This is a genomic window from Kaistia defluvii (genome assembly GCF_040548815.1).
GTDB lineage: Bacteria > Pseudomonadota > Alphaproteobacteria > Rhizobiales > Kaistiaceae > Kaistia > Kaistia defluvii_A.
Window position 1 is genome coordinate 1 of record NZ_JBEPSM010000006.1, and the last position, 21,720, is coordinate 21,720.

Sequence of the window (21,720 nt, forward strand, 5' to 3'; positions counted from 1 at the left end):
CGACCATCACGTTGAAGAGGATGTCCGTCTGGCCCGGCGCGGTTATGAAAAACGGCAGGTGTTCGATCGCCACCGGGTGAATTTTATCGTCCATCTATCCCCCACTCCCAAGATATGGATCCTGGGTGACGCTGCTGCTGCGGGCCATCCGACCATCGAACGGCCAGTCGTTCGCAAGGGCGGGCGTGTCTTCGCCCGACCCGTTTCCGGCCGCCAAGGTGAACTATTCCAAAGAGTGGCCCCGCTTCCCAAGAGCGTTACGCCTGCCGGAATGATGTTACTTGTTTTCCGGGCGTTGGAAAGTGGCGACGCAAATTCGTCGACGGATGGCGGCGCATCCGGACCCAGCCGGCGCAGGTGCCGCACGGACGTTTGGTGCGCGACGTCCGGCCCATCGTGTCAGTTCGGATTCTCAGCCGGGCGCCGGCGAGAGCGCCATGGCTCTTGTCTATGACATGGCCCGGCTCGTCATAGGAATAGGACCGGCCGCCTGGGTGGTCCTATCAGCAGCATCGATATCCTCGCCAGAATAGGCATCAGCAGAGAAGGCAGTCTTGCCGCCTTCGAAGATGCGGGTCCGGTAGCCGAGTTGGAGTTGCCATTGCGGCCCTCGATCCTCTCCTTGTCCGAATAGGCGGCCGCGACCGTCAGGCTCAGGCCTGATGGCTGGTGCATCGAGCGATCGATCGGGACTGATTGTCGGCGGGCTGGGAATAGGCCAACGCGCCGGAAACCTCGAAGTCCCCAAGCGTCTGCCGATAGCGCGCGGCAATAGCCGTGGTGGGCACGACCTGCGTACCGACCGAGGAGGCGAGGCTAAAGCCGTAGAATTGCGGCGTGTCATAGCGGACGCGCGGCTTGCGGCTCGGCGGGCTCTCGGCACGGGATGTTTTGTCGCGACGTTCTGGGGTCGAAGGTAATTTTCGCGGCGCCGACTCTCGTGCTATCGCTGCCGGCAGGGGGAAACCGCATTGAAGCTCCGCTTGCGCCAAGGATTGTCGGCTGAGGTGACGCTGTTCGTCGCCTTCATGCTCGTCATCCAGCTCCTGTTCAGCGGGCTTTCTCTCGGCGCCAGGGCGGCCACGCTCGATTCCGGCGCGCTCAGCCACGTCCTCTGCACCAGCGAGGGTCGCACGGTCGCGGCCGGCTCCTCGACCGATGACGCGCCCATCGCCCACGCCATCGATTGCTGCACCTTCGGCTGCAGCATGGTCGGCGGCGCCGTGCCGACGGCGCCGGACGAAAGCGCCGCGCTGACCAACCGGCTGCGCTTCGTGACCAAGCCCGCGCCGGCATCGCCCCGGCTGGTCGCGCATGTCGAACGCAAACCGCAAAATCCAAGGGCGCCTCCCGGGCAGGTCTGACCTGTTTCCGGCTCGCTGAGCCGGCTCATCCGATCCTTTCCACCCTTTCGGGTGGACCTGCCCTTCTTGGAGTGAACCCATGTTTGTTCACCGTTTCTCGACGCGCCTTTCGACCCTGGTTTCCGCCGCGGCGCTGGTCGCGCTCGGCGCTTCCGCCGCATCCGCCCACATCACACTGGAAACCCAGCAGGCGCCGGTCGCCTCGACCTACAAGGCCGTATTCCGCGTCGGCCATGGCTGCGAAGGCAAGCCGACGATCAAGGTCCGCGTCCGGATCCCGGACGGCGTCATCGCCGTCAAGCCGCAGCCCAAGGCGGGCTGGGCGATCGAGAAGGTCAAGGGCTCCTATGACAAGGCCTATGACTATTACGGCACGCCGACGACGGAGGGCGTGAAGGAGATCGTCTGGAGCGGCGGCAGCCTGCCGGATGACGAATATGACGAGTTCGTCCTGCGCGCCTATCTGACTGGCGATCTGAAGGCCGATACGACGCTCTACTTCCCGGTCGTCCAGGAATGCCCGGACGGCGCGGTCGAGCGCTGGATCGAGATCCCCGCCCCCGGCAAGAGCGCCGACGACTATGAGCAGCCGGCGCCCGGCGTGACGCTGTTGCCGAAGAAATAAAGCGCGTTTCCGCAAGATAGAGGAATCGCGATTTCCTACGCGGATCCGGCGCGTCCATGCGGGCGTGCCGGATCCGTCGCATGGGATCGCCGGACAGGAGCGGGACGATGGTCACCATCGCGACCGGATGGACACGCGTTTTGCTGGCGGCGCTGGTGCTGGTGGCGGGCCTGCTGGCGGCCGGGGAGGCCCTGGCGCATGCCTCCCTGATCCGCGCCAGCCCGATAGATGGCTCGGTCGTGGCGACGGCGCCGCCGGCCTTTTCGCTCACCTTCAGCGAGCCCACCTCGCCGCTTTCCCTCAAACTGGTTCGTCCGGATGGCTCGACCGTCGCGCTCGATGGGTTCACGTTGCGGGACGCGACCGTCGATATCCCGGCGCCGGCCGGGCTTGGCAACGGCACCCATGTTCTGAGCTGGCGCGTCGTCTCGGAGGATGGCCACCCGATCGGCGGCTCCGCCGTGTTCTCGATCGGCGCGCCGAGCGCGGGGGGATCGAAGGCCGCCGTCGAGGCCATCGACGTACCGGTTCGTGGCGCGGTCTGGCTTGGTAAGCTCGTCACCTATGCGGGCCTCTACCTCGGCGTCGGCGGCGCGTTCTTCGTCAGCCTTGCCGGCGGCGGGGGCCGATCGCGCCGGTTCTGCGCCGGATGGATTTTGGCGGGCCTCGTCGCGGTGCCGCTTTCGCTGGGTTTCCAGGGGCTGGATGCGCTCGGCCCTCCGATCGGCAGCATCCTGCAGCCGGTCGTCTGGAAGACCGGGTTCGGCACCAGCCTGGGCACGCTCGCCTGCCTGGCGCTGGCCGCGCTGATCGCAGCCTTCGCCGCCCTTTTTACGGGTGGTGTATTGGCGAAGATCCTGTCGTTCGCCGCGCTCGCGCTCACCGGCGTCGCGCTGGCCTCCAGCGGGCATGCCAGCGCCGCCCATCCGGGCTGGCTGACGCGGCCGGCGGTGTTCCTGCATGGCGTGGGCATCGCGTTCTGGGCCGGGGCGCTGTTTCCGCTTGCACTGGCGCTGGCATCGCCGGCGCCCGAAGCAGCGACGGCGCTCCGCCGGTTTTCGAAGCTCGCGCCCTGGTTCGTCCTGCCGCTGGTCGGCGCCGGGCTGCTGCTGGCGCTGGTGCAGGTGCGGGTGCCGGAGGCGCTCTGGACCACCAACTATGGCCTCGTTCTCCTCGCCAAGCTCGCCTTGCTGATCCCGCTGTTTGGGCTGGCCCTGTTCAATCGCCTGCGCCTGACGGAGCCCGCCGGCAAGGGGGACGCGCGGGCGATCGCGCAGCTGCGCCGGTCGATCGCCGCCGAGTTGCTGCTGGTCGTCGTGATCTTCGCGGTCGCCGCGCTCTGGCGCTTCACGCCGCCGCCGCGCGCGCTGGCGGAGGCGGCTGCCGCGCCGGCCGCGATCCATATCCATGCCGCCCAGGCGATGGCCGATCTGGAAATCGCGCCGGGCCGCGCCGGCGTCACCAGCGCCACCATTTCCGTCATGACGGGCGATTTCGGCCCACTCGACGCCCAGGGCGTGACGCTGGTGCTGTCCAATCCGGATGCCGGCATCGAGGCGATCCGTCGCGAGGCGAAGAAGCCCGGCGACGGAACCTGGCGCATCGACGACCTGACCCTGCCGGTCGCCGGCCGCTGGCATGCGCGGATCGATATCCTCGTCTCCGACTTCGAACTGGTGAAGCTCGAGGACGTCATCGAGATCCGCCCCTGAAGAGGGGCGGTGCTGCCTCAGCGAACCGAGGAGAAGGCGGTCGGCTGCAGGAACGAGCTCGCGACATTGGCGACGATCAGGCCGTCCTTTTCGCTGTCGGCGCGGGCGGCGATCCATTCCGGGTCGGCCATGAAGGCGTTCCAGCGCGCCTCGCGGTCGGCCAGGCTGTCCCAGGCGATCATGTAGGTCAGGTCGTTGTTGGCCGGACCGATCAGCGTCGTCCAGAATCCGGCCTGCCGGATGCCGTGCTTTTCCCAGATCCGCAGCGTGTGGTTCTGAAACCGGTTCTGAAGGGCGGCCATGCGGCCGGGCAGGCAGGAATAGACTCGCAGTTCATAGATCATTCGCGTCTCGACCGGTTGGGTTGGCGTTGTCTTGTGGGGCGGAAGGCGGTTGTCCGAAGACAAGCCTGTTCGCTCGGCCAAGGCAAGGGCGGTTTGCCGATCCGGGCTCGCGCGCTGTTGTATACCCCACTTTATCATAGTCATTCTAAAGTGAGATGACGCGACGTAAATGTGCTAGACTGACCCTGCGGCGGGCGCCTTGATCCCGTCATGAGGCCAAAACGTCGCCGCGCGAAGCCGTCTGGTTGCGATTCCGGCGATTGTTGGGAGGTTTCCATGATCTTTCGGCGCTGTGCAGCGTGGCTCGGTGCCGGTGCGATCCTCGTCCTGCTGCCGGTGGCGGCGCTGGCGGATGGCGAACCGGCCCTGGGTGAAAAAGTCTTCCTGAAGTGCAAATCCTGCCACCAGATCGGCGAGGGCGCCAAGAACGCCGTCGGGCCGGAGCTGAACGGCCTGTTCGGGCGCAAGACCGGCTCGGTGCCGGGCTACAACTATTCGGCCGCCAACAAGAATTCGGGCATCGTCTGGGACGAGACGATCTTCCGCGAATACATCCAGAATCCCAAGGGCAAGATCCCCGGCACCAAGATGACTTTCCCGGGGCTCAAGAACCCGAAGGATATCGACAACATCGTCGCCTATCTCAAGCAGTTCGGTCCGGACGGCAAGAAGATGTAGGCGCGGGGGACAGGGGCGCTCGCGCCCGTCGTCGTGGCAGGGATGAAAAGGCATGCCGATCGCGATAGTCCTGGGTCTGGTGGTCGTCGGCTCGGTGCTGTTTCACTTCGTGAGCCCGTGGTGGTTTACGCCCATCGCCTCGAACTGGGGCTATATCGACGACACCATCAACATCACCTTCTGGATCACCGGTGCGGTCTTCGCCGCCGTCGTGCTGTTCATGGCCTATTGCCTGCTGCGCTTCCGGCACAAGCCCGGAAGCCGCGCCGCCTACGAGCCGGAGAACCGCCGGCTCGAAAGCTGGCTGGCGATCGGCACCGCGGTCGGCGTCGCCGCGATGCTGGCGCCGGGGCTGGTCGTCTGGGCGCATTTCATCCGCGTGCCGGCCGGCGCCACCTCGGTCGAGGTGGTGGGCCAGCAATGGCAATGGGCCTACCGGCTCCCCGGCAAGGACGGCAAGCTCGGCGCGGCCGATACGCGCGAGGTCAACGACACCAATCCGCTCGGCATCGATCCGAATGACCCGAACGGCCGCGACGACGTCATCGTGCAGGGCGGCGAACTGCATCTGCCGGTCGGCAAGCCGGTGGCGCTGCTGCTGCGCTCGCTCGACGTCGTGCATGATTTCTTCGTGCCGGAGTTCCGCGCCAAGATGGACATGATCCCGGGCTCGGTCACCTATTACTGGCTGACGCCGACCCGTACCGGCAGTTTCGAGGTGCTGTGCGCCGAACTTTGCGGCGTCGGCCATCCCTATATGCGCGGCACGGTCGTGGTCGAGGCGGAGGCCGACTACCAGGCCTGGCTCGCGCAGCAGCAGACCTTCGAACAGATGCGGGCGCCGGCCCAGACTGGCGCCCTGAACTAGAGGATTCTTCCGGCGGCCGGACGGTCGGCGCAGGCAGGGACGAGGCAAGCTAGGCCGGGACGGCGCGCGGCGCCGCCCCGCAACGCAGCGGGTGGCGGCTCATGGTCGATGTCACGCATGGCGGATCCATATCGGACGGAACGGCTTCCGGCGCGGCGCCGGCCTTCGAGATCGGCGAGCCGGATCTCTACCACCCCAGGAGCTGGGTGACGAAATACGTCTTCTCGCAGGACGCCAAGGTCATCGCCATCCAGTACGGGCTGACGGCGATGGCGATCGGCCTCGTGGCGCTGGTGCTGTCCTGGCTGATGCGGATGCAACTCGCCTTTCCCGGGCTGCTCCCCTTCATCGACGCCGACCATTACTACCAGTTCATCACCATGCACGGCATGATCATGGTGGTGTACCTGCTGACCGCGCTCTTCCTCGGCGGCTTCGGCAACTACCTGATCCCGCTGATGCTCGGCGCGCGGGACATGATGTTTCCCTATCTCAACATGCTGAGCTACTGGATCTATCTCGCCGCCGTGCTGCTGCTGGCCGCGGGCTTCTTCGTGCCGGGCGGGCCGACCGGCGCGGGCTGGACGCTCTATCCGCCGCAGGCGATCCTTGCCAACACGCCAGGCCAGTCCTGGGGCATCGTGGTGATGCTCGCCTCGCTGATGCTGTTCATCATCGGCTTCACCATGGGCGGGCTCAACTATGTCGTCACCGTGCTGCAGGGGCGCACGCGCGGCATGACGCTGATGCGCATGCCCCTCACGATCTGGGGCATCTTCACCGCCACGGTGATGGCGCTGCTTGCCTTCCCGGCGCTGTTCGTCGGCGCCGTGATGATGCTGTTCGACCGCCTGCTCGGCACCAGCTTCTTCATGCCGGCGATCGTCGTGACCGGCGAACAGGCGCCCTATGCGGGCGGCAGCCCGATCCTGTTCCAGCACCTGTTCTGGTTCTTCGGCCATCCCGAGGTCTACATCGTCGCGCTGCCCGCCTTCGGCATCGTCTCCGACCTCATCAGCACCCATGCCCGAAAGAACATCTTTGGCTACCGGATGATGGTCTGGGCGATCGTCGGCATCGGCGCGCTCTCCTTCGTGGTCTGGGCGCACCACATGTATGTGAGCGGCATGAATCCGGGCTTTGGCTTCTTCTTCGCCACAACGACGCTGATCATCGCCATCCCGACCGCGCTCAAGGTCTATAACTGGGTGCTGACGCTCTGGCGCGGCGACATCCATTTCACCGTGCCGATGCTGTTCGCGCTCGGCTTCATTGTCACCTTCCTGAATGGCGGGCTGACCGGCCTCTTCCTCGGCAATGTCGTGGTCGACGTGCCGCTCTCCGACACGATGTTCGTGGTGGCGCATTTCCACATGGTGATGGGCGTCGCGCCGATCCTCGTCATCTTCGGCGCGATCTATCACTGGTATCCGAAGATCACGGGCCGGATGCTGAACACGACCTTGGGCAAGATCCATTTCTGGGTCACCTTCCTCGGCGCCTATCTGATCTTCTTCCCGATGCATTATCTCGGCCTGCTCGGCGTGCCGCGGCGCTATTACGAGATGGGCGAGACGGCCTTCGTGCCGCATTCGGCGGCGACGCTGAACATCTTCATCACCGTTGCTGCGCTGGTGGTCGGCGCGACGCAGATGCTGTTCCTGTTCAACCTCGCCTGGAGCCTCCGGCATGGCCGCGAGGCCGGCGGCAATCCGTGGCGGGCGACGACGCTGGAATGGCAGACGCCGCAAACGCCGCCGGCGCATGGCAATTGGGGCGCCGAGCGGCCGGTGGTCTATCGCTGGGCCTATGATTATTCCGTGCCGGGCGCCCCCCAGGACTTCCTGCCGCAGAACGACCCGGGGACGGATCTCACCACATCAGGCGAAGCGGTCGCGGAGGGCGCGCGATGAGCGCCATCCTCGTCTTCCTTGTCGTGATCCTGGCCATCGCCTTTGGCTGGCTCTGGCGCCAGGGCATCCTGACGAAGCCCTGGCTCGAGGTCGGCGTCGCCGGCCCGTCGGCGCCGCCCGATCGCTCCGCGGCGCTGGGCGCCAGGGTCGGGCTCGCCGTGTTCCTGGCGGTGGTGGGTTCGCTGTTCGCGCTCACCGTCAGCGCCTATCTCATGCGCGCCGGGCTCGGGGATTGGGAAGCCGTGCGCATGCCCGGCATCCTCTGGGTCAATACCGGCGTGCTGGCGCTGAGCAGCATCGCGCTGGAGACCGCACGGCTGGCCGCCCGGCGCGGCGACATGGAGGGGGTGCGCGTCGGTGTGCGGGCGGGAGCGTTCACCGCGCTGCTGTTCCTCGTAGGCCAGTTGCTTGCCTGGCGGCAACTGCATGCCGAGGGCTATTTTCTCGCCGGCAATCCGGCGACCGCCTTCTTCTATCTCGTCACCGGGCTTCATGGGCTGCATGTCGCGGGCGGGCTGGCGGTGCTGGGACGCGTCGGCTGGCGGATGGAGCGCGGCGCCGGCATCGCGCAGCTACGGCTCGGCATCGATCTCTGCGCCACCTACTGGCACGCGCTGCTGCTGATCTGGCTGGTGCTGCTTGCCCTGCTCGCCAATTGGGTCGGCGATTTCGTCGCCATCTGCCGCCAGCTGCTGACCTAGGAGGCGCGAATGACCGAATCGTCGCTCCATCCCGCCGCCGCCCCGTCTGCCGAAGCGATGCCCAGCAGCGGCTGGCGCCGTTTCGTCGCCGACTGGGCTTCCGACCAGACCTCCTTCAAGGGCGTCTCCTGGGGGAAGGCCATGATGTGGGTGTTCCTGCTTTCCGACACCTTCGTCTTCGGCTGTTTCCTCGTCGCCTACATGACGGCACGCATGTCTACCACCGTGCCCTGGCCCAATCCGAGCGAGGTGTTCGCGCTCGAGATCGGCGGCACCGAGGTGCCGCTGATCCTGATCGCCATCATGACCTTCGTGCTGATCTCGAGCAGCGGCACGATGGCGCTGGCCGTGCATTACGGCTACCTGCGCGACCGCCGCAAGGCGGGCCGGCTGATGCTGGTGACGGCGCTGTTCGGCGCGTGCTTCGTCGGCATGCAGGCGTTCGAGTGGACGAAGCTCATCCGTGAGGGCGTCCGGCCCTGGGCCAATCCATGGGGCGCGCCGCAGTTCGGCTCGACCTTCTTCATGATCACCGGCTTTCACGGCACCCATGTCACGATGGGCGTGATCTTCCTGCTGGTGCTGGCGCGAAAAGTGCTGCGCGGCGACTACGAGACCGGCCGGCGCGGCTTCTTCACCAGCCGCCGCGGCCGCTACGAAGCGATCGAGATCATGGGCCTGTACTGGCACTTCGTCGATCTGGTCTGGGTCTTCATCTTCGCGTTTTTCTACCTTTGGTAGGAGGTTCGCATGGCCGATACGACCGCTCATGCCGAGGTCGGCGCCCCCGCCGCCGCGCCGGGGCATGCCGACACGCCACATCACCCGGTAAAGCTCTATCTCGCCGTCTGGGGTTGGCTGTTCGTGCTCAGCGCCTGTTCCTACCTGGTCGATTATATCGGCCTGCATGGCTGGCTGCGCTGGACGCTGATCGTGCTGTTCATGCTGCTGAAGGCGGGCCTGATCGTCGCCATCTTCATGCACATGGCGTGGGAGCGGCTGACGCTGATCTACGCCATCCTGCTGCCGCCGCTGCTGGTGATGGTCTTCGTCGGCATCATGGCGTCGGAAGCGAACTACACGCTGCTGACGCGGGTGCTCTATTATGGCGGCGGCAATTAGAGCTGCCCGGAGCGGGGAATTTCGGTGCGTGCCGCAAAGGCGCGCCCCTTAAAAACGCCGGCGGCGGCGCCTTTTAGCAGCCATCCTCCGTTCGGCATTGTTTCACGTGAACCGGTCAGGTGCGGGCGCCGGGCGGCCGGCGGCGGACCGAATTCCGGGCGCGCAGGCGGGCCCGCTTCTTGGCTTCGCGCGCCTGGTGGCGGTTGACGATCAGGTTCAGCGATTCGTTGACGCGCGCCCGCCAGTCGCCGCCATCGGAGCCGAAATAGTCGATCACCCGATTGCTGAGCGGCAGCGTCACCACGGTGACGATCTCCGCTTCCGCCGCGGCCTTGCGCCGCCGGGCGGGGATGGTCTCGCCATTCGGGAGCGGAAACATGTCCGTTCCGGCTCCATCAGGGGCCGGAACGGTCTCGAAGTCTGAGGATTTTGTCGAACTTGACATGATCATCCTGGTGTCGAAGTTTCTTCTTCTACACCAAAGATAACGTAACGTCATGTTCCGCACAGTGATCTAGATCACAGAGCGAACAGGTTCGGCTAAAGCAGCGCCTGCTCGATATCGGCGATCAAATCCTCCGCCGCCTCGATGCCGGCCGAGAACCGCACCAGCCCGTCCGAAATGCCGATCGCCTCGCGCTGTGCCAGCGGAATCGAGGCATGGGTCATCGTGGCCGGATGCTCGATCAGGCTTTCGACGCCGCCCAGGCTCTCGGCGAGGGTAAACAGCCGCACGCGTTCGAGGAAGCGCTTGGTGCCCGCGAGATCGCGATCGAACTCGACGCTGATCATGCCGCCAAAGGCGTGCATCTGCCGCTTTGCGATGGCGTGCTGCGGATGGCTTTCGAGGCCGGGATAGATGACGTGCCGAACTTCCGGCCGCGCCTCCAGCCAGCGGGCGATGGCAAGGCCGTTCTCCGAATGCCGCTGCATCCGCAGCGCCAGCGTCTTCAGCCCGCGCAGCGCCAGGAAGCTGTCGAACGGCCCGGAAATGGCGCCGACGGCATTCTGCAGGAAGCGGATCTGGTCGACGATCTCCTGCTTCGGCCCGACCACAACGGTGCCGCCGATCATGTCGGAATGGCCGTTCAGATATTTGGTCGTCGAGTGCACGACGATGTCGATGCCAAGCTCCAGCGGGCGCTGGATGTAGGGGCTGGCAAAGGTGTTGTCGGCGACCGTGATCAGGCCGCGCCGCTTGGCGAGCGCCGCCACGGCTTCGAGATCGATGATGCGCAGCAGCGGGTTGGTCGGCGTCTCGACCCAGAGCAGCCTGGTCTCCGGCCGGATCGCGGCCTCGACGGCGGCGAGGTCGGTGAAATCGACGAAGCTCACCTCGAGTCCGGCGGTCCGCTTGCGCACCTTGTCGAGCAGGCGGAACGTGCCGCCATAGAGATCGTCGGTCGCGATGATGTGGTCGCCGACCGAAAGCAACTCCAGCGTGGTGGCGATCGCCGCCAGGCCCGAGGCGAAGGCGAAGCCGGCCGTGCCGCTTTCGAGATCGGCGATGGCGCGCTCGAAGGCGAAGCGGGTCGGGTTCTGCGACCGGCCATATTCGAAGCCCTTGTGCACGCCGGGGCTTTCCTGCGCGAAGGTCGAGGTGGCGTAGATCGGCACCATTACCGCCCCGGTCAACGGGTCGTGGCTCTGGCCGCCATGGATGGTGCGCGTCTCAAAGGCGAGGCGGTTCGGCTTCACGGGCTTGTTCAAAACGCTAACCTCTCATGATTGATCAGGTCCATCCGGGTGATGAGGCCTACGAATTCGTCGCCGTCCATGACGATCGCCACCTCGTTGCGCTCGAACACCGGCAGCAGCGCCTCGACCGGCTCGTCCGCCTGCAGCGTGTTGAGCGCGGTCACCATGGCATCGCGCACCGAGGCGCCGAAATCGCTGCGCCCGTCGCGGGCCTGCGGGCGGAGGCCGCCGAGCACGTCGCTCTCGTCGATCAGGCCGATCAGTTCGCCATGCTCGATCACCGGCAATTGCGAGACGTCGGCCGAGCGCATCCGCGCATAGGCGGTGGAGAGCGTGTCGTCCGGGGCGACCGTGACCGTGCCGCCCTCGGCGAAGCTGCGGGCGACGAGATCGCGCAGATTGCCGTGCCGGATCTTCTCGATCAGGCCCTGTTCGGCGACCCAGACATCGTTGAACACCTTGGAGAGATATTTGTTGCCGCTGTCGCAGACGAGGGTGACGACGCGCTGCGGCTCCTTCTGCTCGCGGCAATAGCGGAGAGCCGCGGCCAGCAGCGTGCCCGAGGATGAGCCCGCGAGAATGCCTTCCTGCGCCAGCAGGGCGCGGGCGGCGGCGATGCTTTCGCGATCGGTGATCGTATAGGCGCGCGAGACCAGCGAGAGGTCGGCATTGGGCGGCACGAAATCCTCGCCAATGCCTTCGACGGCCCAGCTTCCCGGCTCGATCGTCTCGCCGGTATTGACCAGCGGCGCCAGGATGGAACCCTTGGGGTCGGCCAGCACCATCTTCGTCTTGGGCGAGACGCGCTGGAAATAGCGGCCGATGCCGGTCAGCGTGCCGCCCGAGCCGACGCCGACCACCACCGCGTCGACTTCGCCGTCCAACTGCTCGAAGATCTCCGGGCCCGTCGTCGTCTCATGCGCGCGCGGATTGGCCGGGTTTGCGAACTGGTTGACGAAGAAGCCGCCGGTTTCCTCGGCGATGCGGGCGCCCATGTCCTGGTAGTAGTCCGGGTGGCCCTTGCCGACATCGGAGCGGGTCGTGCGCACGTCGGCGCCGATGGCGCGCAGATGCTGCACCTTCTCGCGCGACATCTTGTCGGGAACGATCAGGATCAGCTTGTAGCCCTTGGGCAGCGCCACCTGCGCCAGGCCGAGGCCGGTGTTGCCGGCCGTCGCCTCGACGATGGTGCCGCCGGGCGTCAGCCGGCCGTCGGCCTCGGCGGCGGCGATCATCGACAGCGCGATGCGGTCCTTGATCGAGCCGCCGGGATTCTGGCTCTCCAGCTTGACGAAAAGCCGGCAGGGGCCGGTGTCGAAGGTCGTCAGCTCGACGATCGGCGTGCGGCCGATCAGGTCGAGGCTGGAGCGGACCGGACGGGGCAGGAGCGCCTTGGCGCCGGCTTCGCTTGCCTTGTCGTTCCGGGTCGAGGCTGGGTCGGTCATCGAAAATCTCCACGCGCGGGTCGCGATGCGGCCAACAGCATGTAAGCTTGTGACGGGCCGCAACAAGGCTGTCCGTTCCCCCGCCGCCCGGTTCCCGGCAAAATCCTGCCTTGCCACAGCCGGGCCGGCTTCGCCCCTGCCAGCCCGAGAAGGGGCCGTTTGGCAGGCCGGCGCATTCCATCGCCTGGAATGCTGCCCGTTTGGGCAGTGCGTTTTATCCAACGACGCAAAAGTCGGCTTGCCGATCCGGAAAAGTCATTATAACGTCCTTACGTCATAATGAAGAAAGGCGGCCGAGACATCATCGGACCGTCGGCATTGAACGGAGGGGTTCCGTGACGATCAGACCTTTGATGGGCTTGTTCCTGGGTTCCGCCCTGGCCGCTTTCTCGAGTGTCGCCTGGGCCGAGGACGTGACCGTATCGTTCCTGACGCATTGGCCGCCGGAGACGGTTGCCAAGCTGGAGGCCGCCGCTGCCACCTACGCCAAGGATCATCCGGGCGTGAAGGTGGAGGTGCGCGCCGTGCCGTTCGGCGACCTGCTGACGACCCTGCGCTCGCAGGCCGGCCAGTCGGGCGGACCGACGATCACCGGCATCTACGATCTCTGGCTGCCGGAGCTGGCGCGCGACAAGCTCGTTAACGCCGCGCCGGAAGCCAATGCCACCGACGTCACGACCAACTGGCCGAAGGGCGTCGCGACGGCTGCCAGCGTCGGCGGCACGGTCTATGGCTATCCCAACGAGATCGACGTCTATGCGCTGAACTACAACAAGAAGCTGTTCGAGGAAGCCGGCATCCAGGAAGCGCCGAAGACCTGGGACGAGTTCTATGCTGCTGCCGAAAAGCTGACCAACAAGGACAATGGCCAGCAGGGCTTCGGCATGATCAACTCCTGGGCGGCGGGCGTCGTCCATCCCTTCGCCTCGCTGCTCGCCTCGAATGGCGGCGCGCTGGTGGTCGATGGCAAGCCGCAACTCGACAGCGACAATGCCAAGGCGACCTTCGAGCTCTATGAGAAGCTGATCCAGTCCGGCGCCTCGGTCGCCACCATGGGCACCGCCGACGCCAACACCACCGGCCCGTTCCTCGATAATTTCGTCTCCGGCAAGACCGGCATGATCATCATGGCGAACTGGTGGGAATCGGCGCTGAAGGCCGGCATGGGCGACCGCTTCGCCGATATCGCCACCGCGCCGATCCCGGTCGGCCCCAAGGGCGACGGACCGCACTCGATCTCCTATTCCTGGATGACCGTCGTCTCGGACGGCGCCACGGACGCGGAGAAGAAGGCGGCCTGGGACTTCCTCGCCTGGTTCAACGGTCCGACCTCGGGCGAGAACGGCGCTTCCGCCATGGGCGACCTGCTGCAGTCCATGGGCATCCTGCCGTCGCGTACCTCCGACGTCGCGGCCTTCTCCGAGCGTCTGAAGACGCCGTTCCTGGCCGGTTATGTCTCGGCCCTGTCCGAGGCGCGTCCGTTCCCGACCGTGCTGGGCGGCCAGGAATTCACGGAATCGCTGCAGGGCCATATCGAGGCGGTGCAGTTCGGCAAGGAAACGGCCGCCGAGGCCGCCGCCGCTGCCCAGGCCGACGCCGCGGCCATCCTCGAAAAGGCTGCGCAGTAAAAGCCTCCCCTCCGCCGTCATCCCGGGCTTGACCCGGGATCCATCCAGCCGACGCCCTTGGGAAGCTGAATGGATCCCCGCCTTCGCGGGGATGACAGAGAGGTTGCGGCGGGCTGCATCCTGCTCCCTCTCCCGTGACCGGGAGAGGGAGCCGGTCGAGCCACGACCCCAGACGGCCATGAACAGAGAACACGCATACCGATGAGCGGCTTCCGAAAATCGATCGTGGCCATGCTGGCGCCCAGCCTGGGGCTGATCGCGATCTTCATCCTGGTGCCGATCGCGCTCACGGTCTGGCTCGCCTTCACAAAATGGTCGTCGCAAACGCCGTTTTCGACCGCGACCTTCATCGGCCTCGACAATTTTCGCGAGATCTTCGGCGCGGGTTCCGTGGGGCGCGACTTCAAGGGCGCGCTCGTCAACACGGCGCTCTATTCGCTGATGTCGATCGCGCTGATCCTGCCGCTTTCGGTGCTGTTCGGCATGTTGATCCACCAGGCCGATCTCAAGGGCGCCAACATCCTGCGCACCATCCTGTTCGCGACCTATATGGTGCCGATGATCGCCGTGGCGCTGGTGTTCTCAAAGCTCTATTCGCCGTCGGAAGGCCCCATCAACCAGATCCTCGGCTGGGTCGGCATCGGCCCGCTGCCCTGGCTTTCCTCGCCCGATACGGCGCTGGTTTCCGTCGTGCTGCTCAACGTCTGGCAGCAGGTCGGCTATTTCACCATCCTGATCATCGCCGGCCTGACACAGATCCCGCAATCGATCTATGAGGCGGCGAAGATGGATGGCGCGCGCGGCCCGGCTCTGTTCGGCTTCATCACACTGCCGCTCCTGCAGCGCACGCTGCTGTTCTCCGCCGTCATCGCGCTGATCAATGCGGTGCAGGTTTTCGAGCCGGTGGCGCTGGTCACCCAGGGCGGCCCCGTCGGCTCGACCAATGTGATGACCTATCACATCCGCCGCGTCGGCATCGAGCGGGCCCAGGGCGGGCTCGGCTCGGCCATGTCGGTGACGCTGCTGCTGGCGCTGGTCGTCACGGTGACCGCCGTCTTCGCCCTGGCCCGCAGGGAGGATCGGCGATGAGCCTTCCCGCCACCACGCCGGCGCCCGGCGCCGCTTCGCCCGCCTGGCGCGGCATCCTCTATCTGCTGATGATCGCGATCGCCGTCGTCTCGGCCTTCCCGCTGGTCTGGATGGTGCTCTCCAGCCTGAAGACCCCGGCCGAGGCGATGCAGACCCCGCCGGTCTGGATTCCCGGAACGCCCAACCTCGACGCCTATAGCAAGGTGTCGGAACTGATCAGCGTCGGCCGCTCCTTCGCCAACTCGGCCCTGATCGCCGGCATCACCACGGCCGGCATCCTCGTCACCTCGCTGATGGCGGGCTACGCCTTCGCCAAATACCGCTTCCGCTACCGCGAGGTGCTGTTCGCGATCACCATCGCCACGATGTTCCTGCCGCCGATCGTGACGCTGATCCCGCTCTACCGGCTAGTCGGCTCGATCGGGCTGAATGCCAGCCTCGCCGGCGTCATCGTGCCGAACCTCGCCAACGCCTTCGGCATCTTCCTGATGCGCCAGTTCATCGCCGGCGTGCCGGACGAGCTGGTCGAGGCGGCCCGGCTCGACGGCGCCTCGGAATTCCGCATCGTCTTCACGATCGTTGCGCCGGCCGTCGCCCCGGCGCTGGCGGCGTTGGCGCTGTTCGCCTTTGTCTATCACTGGAACAGCTATCTCTGGCCGCTGACCGTTCTGCAGGGCAATTCGAGCCAGTATCCGATCGTCATCAGCCTCTCGCGCCTGCTCTCCTACAATCGATCGGCGGTCAATACGGGCCTCGTCATGGCCGGCGCGACGCTCGCCGTGCTGCCGCCGCTGATCCTGTTCGTGTTCCTGCAGCGCTTCTTCGTGCGCACCATCACCTCCTCGGGAATGACGGGCCAATGAGCACGCCATTCCGCCTGCGGGGACGGCCTTAAATTCCGCCGCGTCGCCACAGAAACCCACTTGTCAGCCTATGGCATCCAGCTAAAGTGATTACGACGTTATAACGACATAAGCACTGTCGCAGAGGGAAAGACCGGTTATGTTGAACGTACGCAGTCGTTTGAAATCCGCCGCCATCGGCGTGCTTGCCCTGACCGCCACCGCGCTTTCGGCCTCGGCCGGCGAGGTCACGCTCTGGAGCTGGCGCACCGAGGACCAGGCCGCGATGGAGAAGATCTTCGCCGCCTTTACCGCGAAGAACCCTGACATCACCGTCAAGCTGCAGTTCACGCCCGACGCCGATTACCAAAACCGGCTGTCGACGGCGCTGCGCGGCGGCAAGGGGCCTGATATCGCCCAGCTCAAGGCTTATGGCGAGCTTCAGCCGCTGGTCGATGGCGGCTATCTCGATGCGCTGAACGATAGCGTGCCGGAACTGAAGGACTTCACGCCCGCGGCGCTTGGCGGCTCGGTCGGCATCGCCGACGGCAAGATCTATGGCGTCCCTTATTCGACGCCGGTGATGGGCGTCTTCTACAACACCGAGATCTTCGAGAAGAACGGCATCGCCGTGCCGAAGACTTATGACGAATTCGTCGCCGCCTGCGAGAAGCTGAAGGCGGCCGGCGTGCTGCCGATCGCCGCCGGCGGCGCCAACGGTTCCGGCTGGGCGCTCGAGATCAATGCCGGCGTCGTGGGCCCGTCCGTCTATGGCGCAGGCTTCTATGACGAGATGATCAGTGGCAAGGCCAAGTTCACAGATGCGCGCTACGTCAAGGCGCTGGAGAAGATCAAGGCGCTGCAGCCCTACTACTCGGATGGCTTTGCCGGCGTCGACTACACCACGGCGACCCAGCAGTTCATCTCCGGCAAGGCTGCGATGTTCTTCGGCGGCGCCTGGGAGAATGGCAGCTTCAAGGCCCAGAATCCGAACCTGAAGTTCTCGATCTTCCCGTTCCCGGGCGACAAGGCCGAAGCGCAGCCGGCGGTGTCCGCCTTCTCGGACGGTTCCTACGGCCTCGTATCCGACAGCGAGAACAAGGAAGACGCCACCAAGGTTCTCTCCTTCATCGCCTCGCCCGAATTCGCCCAGCTCTTCGCCGACAATCTCGGCTGGCCGCCGGCCCGCTCCGGCGCGACGGCCAACGATCCCGTGCTGAAGTCGATGCTGGAAATGCAGGCCAACGCAACGCCCTATCTGACGCTGGTCGGTTTCCGCTGGCAGACGCCGACGGCTTCCTCAGTCGTCCAGGCCGAGATCATCGACATGATCGAAGGCAAGATTGCGCCGGAAAAGCTCGCCGCCGACGTCGATGCGGCCGTGTCGACCTGGTTCAAGCCGAAGCCGTAGTCGCAAGGCCCGGGGGCAGCGCCCGGGCGCATTCCTCCCGATATTCTCCCCGCGCCGAAGGAGGCGACCATGTCTGCAAGCCGCCTTCGGCGTGCGCCCATCGAGTGGCAAAAGCACCGCGCCGCGATCCTGTTCGTGCTGCCGGCACTGCTCATCTACTGCCTGTTCGTCGTCTATCCGCTGGCAAGCTCGCTCTGGGGCTCGCTGTTCGAATGGCGCGGCTTCCGTATGCGCGACTTCGTCGGGCTCGACAATTTCGCTCGCCTGTTTGTCGATCCGAGCTGGACGAAGCTTTCCGGCGCCTTCACGCACAATGTGTTCTGGTTCTGCGGCATCATGGTTCTGCAGAACGGCCTCGGGCTGATCTTCGCCTATCTGCTGTTCCTGCGTCGGCGCGGCACGGCCTTCCTGCAATCGGTGTTCTTCTTCCCGGCCGTGCTTTCGCCGGTCATCGTCGGCGCGCTCTGGCGGCTGCTGCTGACGCCGGATGGCGCTGTCGAGACGCTGCTGCACAATCTCGGCCTGCTCGAGGGCCGGCTCACCATTCTCGGCAATTCCACCTGGGCGCTCTGGGTTCTCGTCGCCGCCGACGCCTGGAACTGGATGGGGCTGCCGGTGCTGATTTTCACCGCCGGCCTCCGCCAGATCCAGCCGGAAGTGTTCGAGGCGGCGCGGCTCGATGGCGCCGGCAATGGCCGCATCCTCTGGTCGATCGCGCTGCCGCAACTCATGCCCTCGATCTCGTCACTGACGACGCTGACCTTCATCAACACCTTCAACCAGTTCGACCTCGTCTATGTGATGCAGGGCGTGCAGGGGAACCCGAACTTCGCCACCGATACGCTGGTGACCTACTTCTTCCGCCTCGCCTTTGGCGCGGAGGGCGCGGTCGGCATCACCGATATCGGACTGGCGCTCGCGCTTGGCACCTTGCTCTTCCTGTTGCTCACGGTCGTGACCATCGGCCTGTTGCGCTTCTTCGAACGCCGGACGGTGCGGTTCTGATGACCAATCTCGACATCTCGCAACGCATCCGGCAACTGCCGGGCTGGATCGTGCTGGCGCTCTGGGCGCTGGTCGTCGCCGTCCCGCTCTACATTCTCGTCGTCTCCTGTTTCAAGACGACTGCCGAGATCTATGGCGACCGCTTCGGCCTGCCGACGAACTGGACGCTCGATAATTTCGCCAATGCCTGGACCCAGGCACAATTCGCCCGCTACATGTGGAACTCCTTCGCCGTCACCGGCGGCGCGGTGGTCCTGACGCTCGTCGTCTCGGCGATGGCGGCATTTCCGCTTTCCCGCTACCAGCTCGGCTGGTCGTCGCCAGTGCTGGCCTTCTTCCTCGCCGGCGTCATGCTGCCAATCCGCCTCGCCTCGGTCGAGCTGTTCTCGCTGATGAAGACGCTCGACCTGCTCGACAGCCGGCTCGGCCTGATCCTCGTCTATTCGGCGATCCGAATTCCCTTCGCCGTGTTCATCCTGGCCAACTTCATGCGCGTCCTGCCGCGCGAACTGGAGGAGGCGGCCCGGCTCGACGGGGCCAAGGAATGGCGCATCCTGTTCCGCATCATCCTGCCAACGATCAAGCCGGCGGTGGCGATCGTCGCCATCTTCACGGCGATCGCGGTGTGGAACGACTTCTTCTTCCCGCTGATCTTCATCTTCGATGACGCCTACAAGACCGTGCCGCTCGCCATCACCACCTTCATCGGCCAGTTCCGCACCGACTGGGGCATGGTGTTCGCCGCCCTCGCGATCTCGATGATGCCGGTGCTGGTCATGTATCTCCTGCTGGCCCGCCAGATCCGCGAAGGCGTGGGCGCCACCGGAGGACTGAAATGATCGACGAACGCATCTATGGCGGCCGTAGCCTGCTGGTCATCGGGGCGCACGCCTTCGACGCCGAGGTGATCGCCGGGCCGCTGGCCGCGACAGCGGCCAAGCGCGGCCTCGACGTCACCTTCCTGCACCTGACCATGGGCGAGCAGGGCCATACCTCGCTGTCACCGGCCGCCTATGCCGCGCAGAAGCGCGATGAGGCGAGCCGCTTCTGCGCGAAGCTCGGAATCTCCTGGCGCGAGCTCGGCTATCCCGACGCCTTCCTGCCCGACAATGACGAGGTGGCGCTGAAGATCGCTGATGTGATCCGCGAGCTTCGCCCCGATACGATCGTGACGCATTGGCAGGGCAGTTGGCACAAGGACCACCGCGCCGCCGCCAACGCGACGAAATCCGCCGTGCTCTATGCCGCGCTGCCGACGCTGGAGCGCGCCCACCCGGCCTTCAGCCCCAGCCTGCTTCTGTTCGGCGAGAACTGGGAAGACGACGAGGGTTTTGCGCCGTCCGAGCTGGTCGATGTCAGCGAGGGCTTTGACGCCTGGCGCGAAGCGATCACCGAATATGAGCTGGCCCGTGGCCTCTCGTCCTTCCCCTATGTCGACTACTATTCCGCGCTCTACCGGATGCGCGGCTGCCTGAACGGGTCCATGTACGCGCAAGCCTTCTCCACGACATCGCATTCCTTCAATGCCGGCGGCGGCATGTTCAATGCCAAATCCTCGACCAAGCCGCGCCTTTCCGGCTGCGGCTGCGGAGCGCATGAATGAGCGCAGCAGCCCACGTCCTCGCGCTCGATCTCGGCGGCACCAGTCTGCGAGCCGGGTTTGCGCCGCTCGATGCGCCGGCCGGGTTGGATGCCGTCGAGCGCTGGGGGGCGCCGGAAAGCGCCGGTGCGCTGCGCGACAAGGTGCTCGCGCTGGTCGCCGCGCGCCGCCAATCCGCGGCGCTCGCCGGCATCGGCATCACCATTCCAGGCCTCGTCGAAGGCACCGTCTCCCGCTGGGTGCCGAACCTGCCCTTCCTCGACGGCGTCGATCTCGCCGAACTCCTGGGCGAGGCGGGCGTGCCCGTCGCCGCCGGCAATGACGCGCAGATGGCGATGCTCGCCGAGGCAACGCTTGGGGCGGCCAGCGGGCTCGACGACGCCATCCTGCTGGCGATCGGCACGGGTATCGGTTCCTCCGTGCTCGCCGGTGGGCGCATCGTGCGCGGCGGGCGTGGCGCTGCCTGTTCGTTCGGCTGGGCCTCGGCCGACCCGTCCGATCCCGGCGAGGACCGCTCCGGCTGGCTAGAGCGGCAGGCGGCGGGACGGGCGCTCGACCGGCTTGGCCGCGACGCCGGCCTTGCCGATGGCGCGGCGCTGATCGAGGCGGCGCGGGCCGGCCACCAGGTCGCGAGCCTCGCGATCCACCAGGTCGGCGCGGCGCTGGGCACGACGCTTGCCGGCGCCGTCGCCCTGTTGGACCCGCAGGCGGTGCTGCTCGCCGGCGGGGTCTCCGAGGCGATCGACGTGCTCGGGCCGCCGCTGCGCGCGGCGCTGACGCGAAACCTGCCGCCGCATCTGCGGTCAATCGAAATCCGGCCGGGCCATTTCGGCCCGCGCGCCGGTCTTGTGGGTGCTGCCGTGGCCGCCGGCCTCGGTGCGGAATGGTGGAGAGTGCGATGACCGAATCTGCGATGACATCGCTGGACCGCCGCCGCCCGGAGCCGCTCTGGCACCAGGCCGAGCGCGCCATCCGCGCCCGGATCGAAGCCGGCGAGTGGCCGGCCGGCTCGCAGATCCCGGCCGAGGACCGGCTCTGCGACCTGCTCGGCGTCAGCCGCATTACGGTGCGCCACGCTCTCCGCAATCTTGAAGCCCTCGGCCTGCTGCGACGCGAGCATGGCCGCGGCACCTTCGTGCGCAGCGCCACCGTCGTGGCCGGCGCGCGCGGCCTCACCAGCTTCTCCGACGAAATGGCGGCGCTGGGCCTGACCGTCGGCTCGCGCATGCTGGAGCAGCAGATCGTGCCGGCCAACGCGCGGGTCGCGGCGGCGCTGGAGATCGAGGAGGGCGAGCCGGTCGCGCTGGTCCGCCGGCTCCGGCTCGGCAACGGTTCGCCGATCGGCGTGCAGACCGCGCATCTGCGGCTCGACCGCGTGCCCGGCCTGCTCGACGAGGACCTCTCGGGCGGCTCGCTCTATGGCCAGCTCGAGCGGCGCTACGGCATCAAGCCTTCGGAGGCGACGGAAATCTACCGCGTCGGCGCCGTCGGCCCGGAAGATGCCGAGCTGCTGGAAATCGCCGTCGGCAGCCCCGCCTTCATCGTCGAGCGCCTCGCGATCGATCCGCGCGGGCCCTTCGAGTTCACCCTCTCGATCATGCGGGGCGACCGCTACGAGATCCGTTCCACCTTGCGGATCTGACGGCCGGCGGCCGCAGCTCCCATCCCCTTTCCC

Annotated in this window: 22 protein-coding genes; 18 read left to right on the top strand and 4 right to left on the bottom strand. The window is 66.3% G+C overall.

Annotated elements, in window-relative coordinates; all coding sequences use genetic code 11:
- The first annotated feature begins 971 nt into the window (after positions 1-971).
- The 3 genes from ABIE08_RS22995 to ABIE08_RS23005 all read left to right on the top strand — a co-directional run bounded on the left by ABIE08_RS22995 (position 972) and on the right by ABIE08_RS23005 (position 3,701).
- Positions 972-1,364, top strand: coding sequence for a DUF2946 family protein (locus ABIE08_RS22995; RefSeq protein ID WP_354554393.1), 393 nt, complete (start codon positions 972-974; stop codon positions 1,362-1,364).
- Between the two features lie 79 nt (positions 1,365-1,443).
- The gene (locus tag ABIE08_RS23000; protein WP_354554395.1) at positions 1,444-1,989 is read left to right on the top strand and encodes a YcnI family copper-binding membrane protein; all 546 of its coding nucleotides are present in this window, start codon (positions 1,444-1,446) and stop codon (positions 1,987-1,989) included.
- Positions 1,990-2,096: 107 nt separating this feature from the next.
- The gene (locus ABIE08_RS23005) at positions 2,097-3,701 is read left to right on the top strand and encodes a copper resistance CopC/CopD family protein (protein WP_354554397.1); all 1,605 of its coding nucleotides are present in this window, start codon (positions 2,097-2,099) and stop codon (positions 3,699-3,701) included.
- 17 nt (positions 3,702-3,718) lie between these two features.
- Here the strand turns inward: ABIE08_RS23005 and ABIE08_RS23010 are convergent, their stop codons facing one another.
- Positions 3,719-4,045, bottom strand: a complete 327-nt coding sequence (locus tag ABIE08_RS23010; RefSeq protein WP_354554399.1) for an NIPSNAP family protein — start codon at positions 4,043-4,045, stop codon at positions 3,719-3,721.
- 276 nt (positions 4,046-4,321) lie between these two features.
- On the opposite strand from ABIE08_RS23010, the gene ABIE08_RS23015 reads away from it, so the two are divergent.
- The 6 genes from ABIE08_RS23015 to ABIE08_RS23040 all read left to right on the top strand — a co-directional run bounded on the left by ABIE08_RS23015 (position 4,322) and on the right by ABIE08_RS23040 (position 9,327).
- Complete coding sequence (locus tag ABIE08_RS23015; protein ID WP_354554401.1) at positions 4,322-4,723, top strand: c-type cytochrome; 402 nt, start codon at positions 4,322-4,324, stop codon at positions 4,721-4,723.
- A 52-nt stretch (positions 4,724-4,775) separates the two neighbouring features.
- Complete coding sequence (locus tag ABIE08_RS23020) at positions 4,776-5,591, top strand: cytochrome c oxidase subunit II (protein WP_354554403.1); 816 nt, start codon at positions 4,776-4,778, stop codon at positions 5,589-5,591.
- Positions 5,592-5,692: 101 nt separating this feature from the next.
- The gene (ctaD, locus tag ABIE08_RS23025) at positions 5,693-7,504 is read left to right on the top strand and encodes a cytochrome c oxidase subunit I (protein WP_354554404.1); all 1,812 of its coding nucleotides are present in this window, start codon (positions 5,693-5,695) and stop codon (positions 7,502-7,504) included.
- Positions 7,501-8,205, top strand: a complete 705-nt coding sequence (locus tag ABIE08_RS23030; protein ID WP_354554406.1) for a cytochrome c oxidase subunit 3 — start codon at positions 7,501-7,503, stop codon at positions 8,203-8,205. Before ctaD ends, ABIE08_RS23030 begins: the two co-directional genes overlap by 4 nt.
- 9 nt (positions 8,206-8,214) lie before the next feature.
- Positions 8,215-8,946, top strand: coding sequence for a heme-copper oxidase subunit III family protein (locus tag ABIE08_RS23035; RefSeq protein ID WP_436409600.1), 732 nt, complete (start codon positions 8,215-8,217; stop codon positions 8,944-8,946).
- 9 nt (positions 8,947-8,955) lie between these two features.
- Positions 8,956-9,327 (top strand): cytochrome C oxidase subunit IV family protein, encoded by a 372-nt coding sequence (locus ABIE08_RS23040; RefSeq protein ID WP_354554407.1) that lies wholly within the window; start codon positions 8,956-8,958, stop codon positions 9,325-9,327.
- 115 nt (positions 9,328-9,442) lie between these two features.
- Here ABIE08_RS23040 and ABIE08_RS23045 read toward each other — a convergent pair whose 3' ends face one another.
- From ABIE08_RS23045 to ABIE08_RS23055, 3 genes are all read right to left on the bottom strand, one after another.
- On the bottom strand, positions 9,443-9,706 hold the full coding sequence (locus ABIE08_RS23045; protein ID WP_354554409.1) for a hypothetical protein: 264 nt from the start codon (positions 9,704-9,706) through the stop codon (positions 9,443-9,445).
- Between the two features lie 161 nt (positions 9,707-9,867).
- Positions 9,868-11,037, bottom strand: coding sequence for a cystathionine gamma-synthase (locus tag ABIE08_RS23050; protein WP_354554411.1), 1,170 nt, complete (start codon positions 11,035-11,037; stop codon positions 9,868-9,870).
- Entirely contained in the window at positions 11,034-12,470 is a 1,437-nt protein-coding gene (locus ABIE08_RS23055) for a pyridoxal-phosphate dependent enzyme (protein WP_354554413.1), read from the bottom strand. The genes ABIE08_RS23050 and ABIE08_RS23055 overlap by 4 nt, the downstream gene beginning before the upstream one ends.
- 335 nt (positions 12,471-12,805) lie before the next feature.
- On the opposite strand from ABIE08_RS23055, the gene ABIE08_RS23060 reads away from it, so the two are divergent.
- From ABIE08_RS23060 to ABIE08_RS23100, 9 genes are all read left to right on the top strand, one after another.
- Positions 12,806-14,098: an ABC transporter substrate-binding protein gene (locus ABIE08_RS23060; RefSeq protein ID WP_354554415.1), complete on the top strand. Its 1,293-nt coding sequence runs from the start codon at positions 12,806-12,808 to the stop codon at positions 14,096-14,098.
- Between the two features lie 201 nt (positions 14,099-14,299).
- Complete coding sequence (locus ABIE08_RS23065; protein WP_354554417.1) at positions 14,300-15,187, top strand: carbohydrate ABC transporter permease; 888 nt, start codon at positions 14,300-14,302, stop codon at positions 15,185-15,187.
- Positions 15,184-16,050, top strand: coding sequence for a carbohydrate ABC transporter permease (locus ABIE08_RS23070; protein ID WP_354554419.1), 867 nt, complete (start codon positions 15,184-15,186; stop codon positions 16,048-16,050). The genes ABIE08_RS23065 and ABIE08_RS23070 overlap by 4 nt, the downstream gene beginning before the upstream one ends.
- Positions 16,051-16,189: 139 nt before the next feature.
- Positions 16,190-17,440 (top strand): extracellular solute-binding protein, encoded by a 1,251-nt coding sequence (locus ABIE08_RS23075; RefSeq protein WP_354554421.1) that lies wholly within the window; start codon positions 16,190-16,192, stop codon positions 17,438-17,440.
- 69 nt (positions 17,441-17,509) lie between these two features.
- Positions 17,510-18,445, top strand: a complete 936-nt coding sequence (locus ABIE08_RS23080; protein WP_354554422.1) for a carbohydrate ABC transporter permease — start codon at positions 17,510-17,512, stop codon at positions 18,443-18,445.
- Positions 18,445-19,284: a carbohydrate ABC transporter permease gene (locus tag ABIE08_RS23085; protein WP_354554424.1), complete on the top strand. Its 840-nt coding sequence runs from the start codon at positions 18,445-18,447 to the stop codon at positions 19,282-19,284. The genes ABIE08_RS23080 and ABIE08_RS23085 overlap by 1 nt, the downstream gene beginning before the upstream one ends.
- On the top strand, positions 19,281-20,048 hold the full coding sequence (locus ABIE08_RS23090) for a PIG-L deacetylase family protein (protein WP_354554426.1): 768 nt from the start codon (positions 19,281-19,283) through the stop codon (positions 20,046-20,048). The genes ABIE08_RS23085 and ABIE08_RS23090 overlap by 4 nt, the downstream gene beginning before the upstream one ends.
- Positions 20,045-20,947 (top strand): ROK family protein, encoded by a 903-nt coding sequence (locus ABIE08_RS23095; RefSeq protein WP_354554428.1) that lies wholly within the window; start codon positions 20,045-20,047, stop codon positions 20,945-20,947. The genes ABIE08_RS23090 and ABIE08_RS23095 overlap by 4 nt, the downstream gene beginning before the upstream one ends.
- Positions 20,944-21,687, top strand: a complete 744-nt coding sequence (locus tag ABIE08_RS23100) for a GntR family transcriptional regulator (protein ID WP_354554430.1) — start codon at positions 20,944-20,946, stop codon at positions 21,685-21,687. Before ABIE08_RS23095 ends, ABIE08_RS23100 begins: the two co-directional genes overlap by 4 nt.
- The last annotated feature ends 33 nt before the right edge of the window (positions 21,688-21,720 follow it).

What these genes read in the sequence shown, in the direction of transcription:
- ABIE08_RS23030 (WP_354554406.1), top strand. Translation starts at nt 7,501, where the DNA reads ATGAGCGCCATCCTCGTCTTCCTTGTCGTGATCCTGGCCATCGCCTTT.
- ABIE08_RS23000 (WP_354554395.1), top strand. Translation starts at nt 1,444, where the DNA reads ATGTTTGTTCACCGTTTCTCGACGCGCCTTTCGACCCTGGTTTCCGCC.
- ABIE08_RS23080 (WP_354554422.1), top strand. Translation starts at nt 17,510, where the DNA reads ATGTCTGCAAGCCGCCTTCGGCGTGCGCCCATCGAGTGGCAAAAGCAC.
- ABIE08_RS23015 (WP_354554401.1), top strand. Translation starts at nt 4,322, where the DNA reads ATGATCTTTCGGCGCTGTGCAGCGTGGCTCGGTGCCGGTGCGATCCTC.
- ABIE08_RS23055 (WP_354554413.1), bottom strand. Translation starts at nt 12,470, where the DNA reads ATGACCGACCCAGCCTCGACCCGGAACGACAAGGCAAGCGAAGCCGGC.
- ABIE08_RS23010 (WP_354554399.1), bottom strand. Translation starts at nt 4,045, where the DNA reads ATGATCTATGAACTGCGAGTCTATTCCTGCCTGCCCGGCCGCATGGCC.
- ABIE08_RS23095 (WP_354554428.1), top strand. Translation starts at nt 20,045, where the DNA reads ATGAGCGCAGCAGCCCACGTCCTCGCGCTCGATCTCGGCGGCACCAGT.
- ABIE08_RS23090 (WP_354554426.1), top strand. Translation starts at nt 19,281, where the DNA reads ATGATCGACGAACGCATCTATGGCGGCCGTAGCCTGCTGGTCATCGGG.
- ABIE08_RS23075 (WP_354554421.1), top strand. Translation starts at nt 16,190, where the DNA reads ATGTTGAACGTACGCAGTCGTTTGAAATCCGCCGCCATCGGCGTGCTT.
- ABIE08_RS23040 (WP_354554407.1), top strand. Translation starts at nt 8,956, where the DNA reads ATGGCCGATACGACCGCTCATGCCGAGGTCGGCGCCCCCGCCGCCGCG.
- ABIE08_RS23005 (WP_354554397.1), top strand. Translation starts at nt 2,097, where the DNA reads ATGGTCACCATCGCGACCGGATGGACACGCGTTTTGCTGGCGGCGCTG.
- ctaD (WP_354554404.1), top strand. Translation starts at nt 5,693, where the DNA reads ATGGTCGATGTCACGCATGGCGGATCCATATCGGACGGAACGGCTTCC.
- ABIE08_RS23085 (WP_354554424.1), top strand. Translation starts at nt 18,445, where the DNA reads ATGACCAATCTCGACATCTCGCAACGCATCCGGCAACTGCCGGGCTGG.
- ABIE08_RS23100 (WP_354554430.1), top strand. Translation starts at nt 20,944, where the DNA reads ATGACCGAATCTGCGATGACATCGCTGGACCGCCGCCGCCCGGAGCCG.
- ABIE08_RS23065 (WP_354554417.1), top strand. Translation starts at nt 14,300, where the DNA reads ATGAGCGGCTTCCGAAAATCGATCGTGGCCATGCTGGCGCCCAGCCTG.
- ABIE08_RS23045 (WP_354554409.1), bottom strand. Translation starts at nt 9,706, where the DNA reads ATGTTTCCGCTCCCGAATGGCGAGACCATCCCCGCCCGGCGGCGCAAG.
- ABIE08_RS23070 (WP_354554419.1), top strand. Translation starts at nt 15,184, where the DNA reads ATGAGCCTTCCCGCCACCACGCCGGCGCCCGGCGCCGCTTCGCCCGCC.
- ABIE08_RS23020 (WP_354554403.1), top strand. Translation starts at nt 4,776, where the DNA reads ATGCCGATCGCGATAGTCCTGGGTCTGGTGGTCGTCGGCTCGGTGCTG.
- ABIE08_RS23035 (WP_436409600.1), top strand. Translation starts at nt 8,215, where the DNA reads ATGACCGAATCGTCGCTCCATCCCGCCGCCGCCCCGTCTGCCGAAGCG.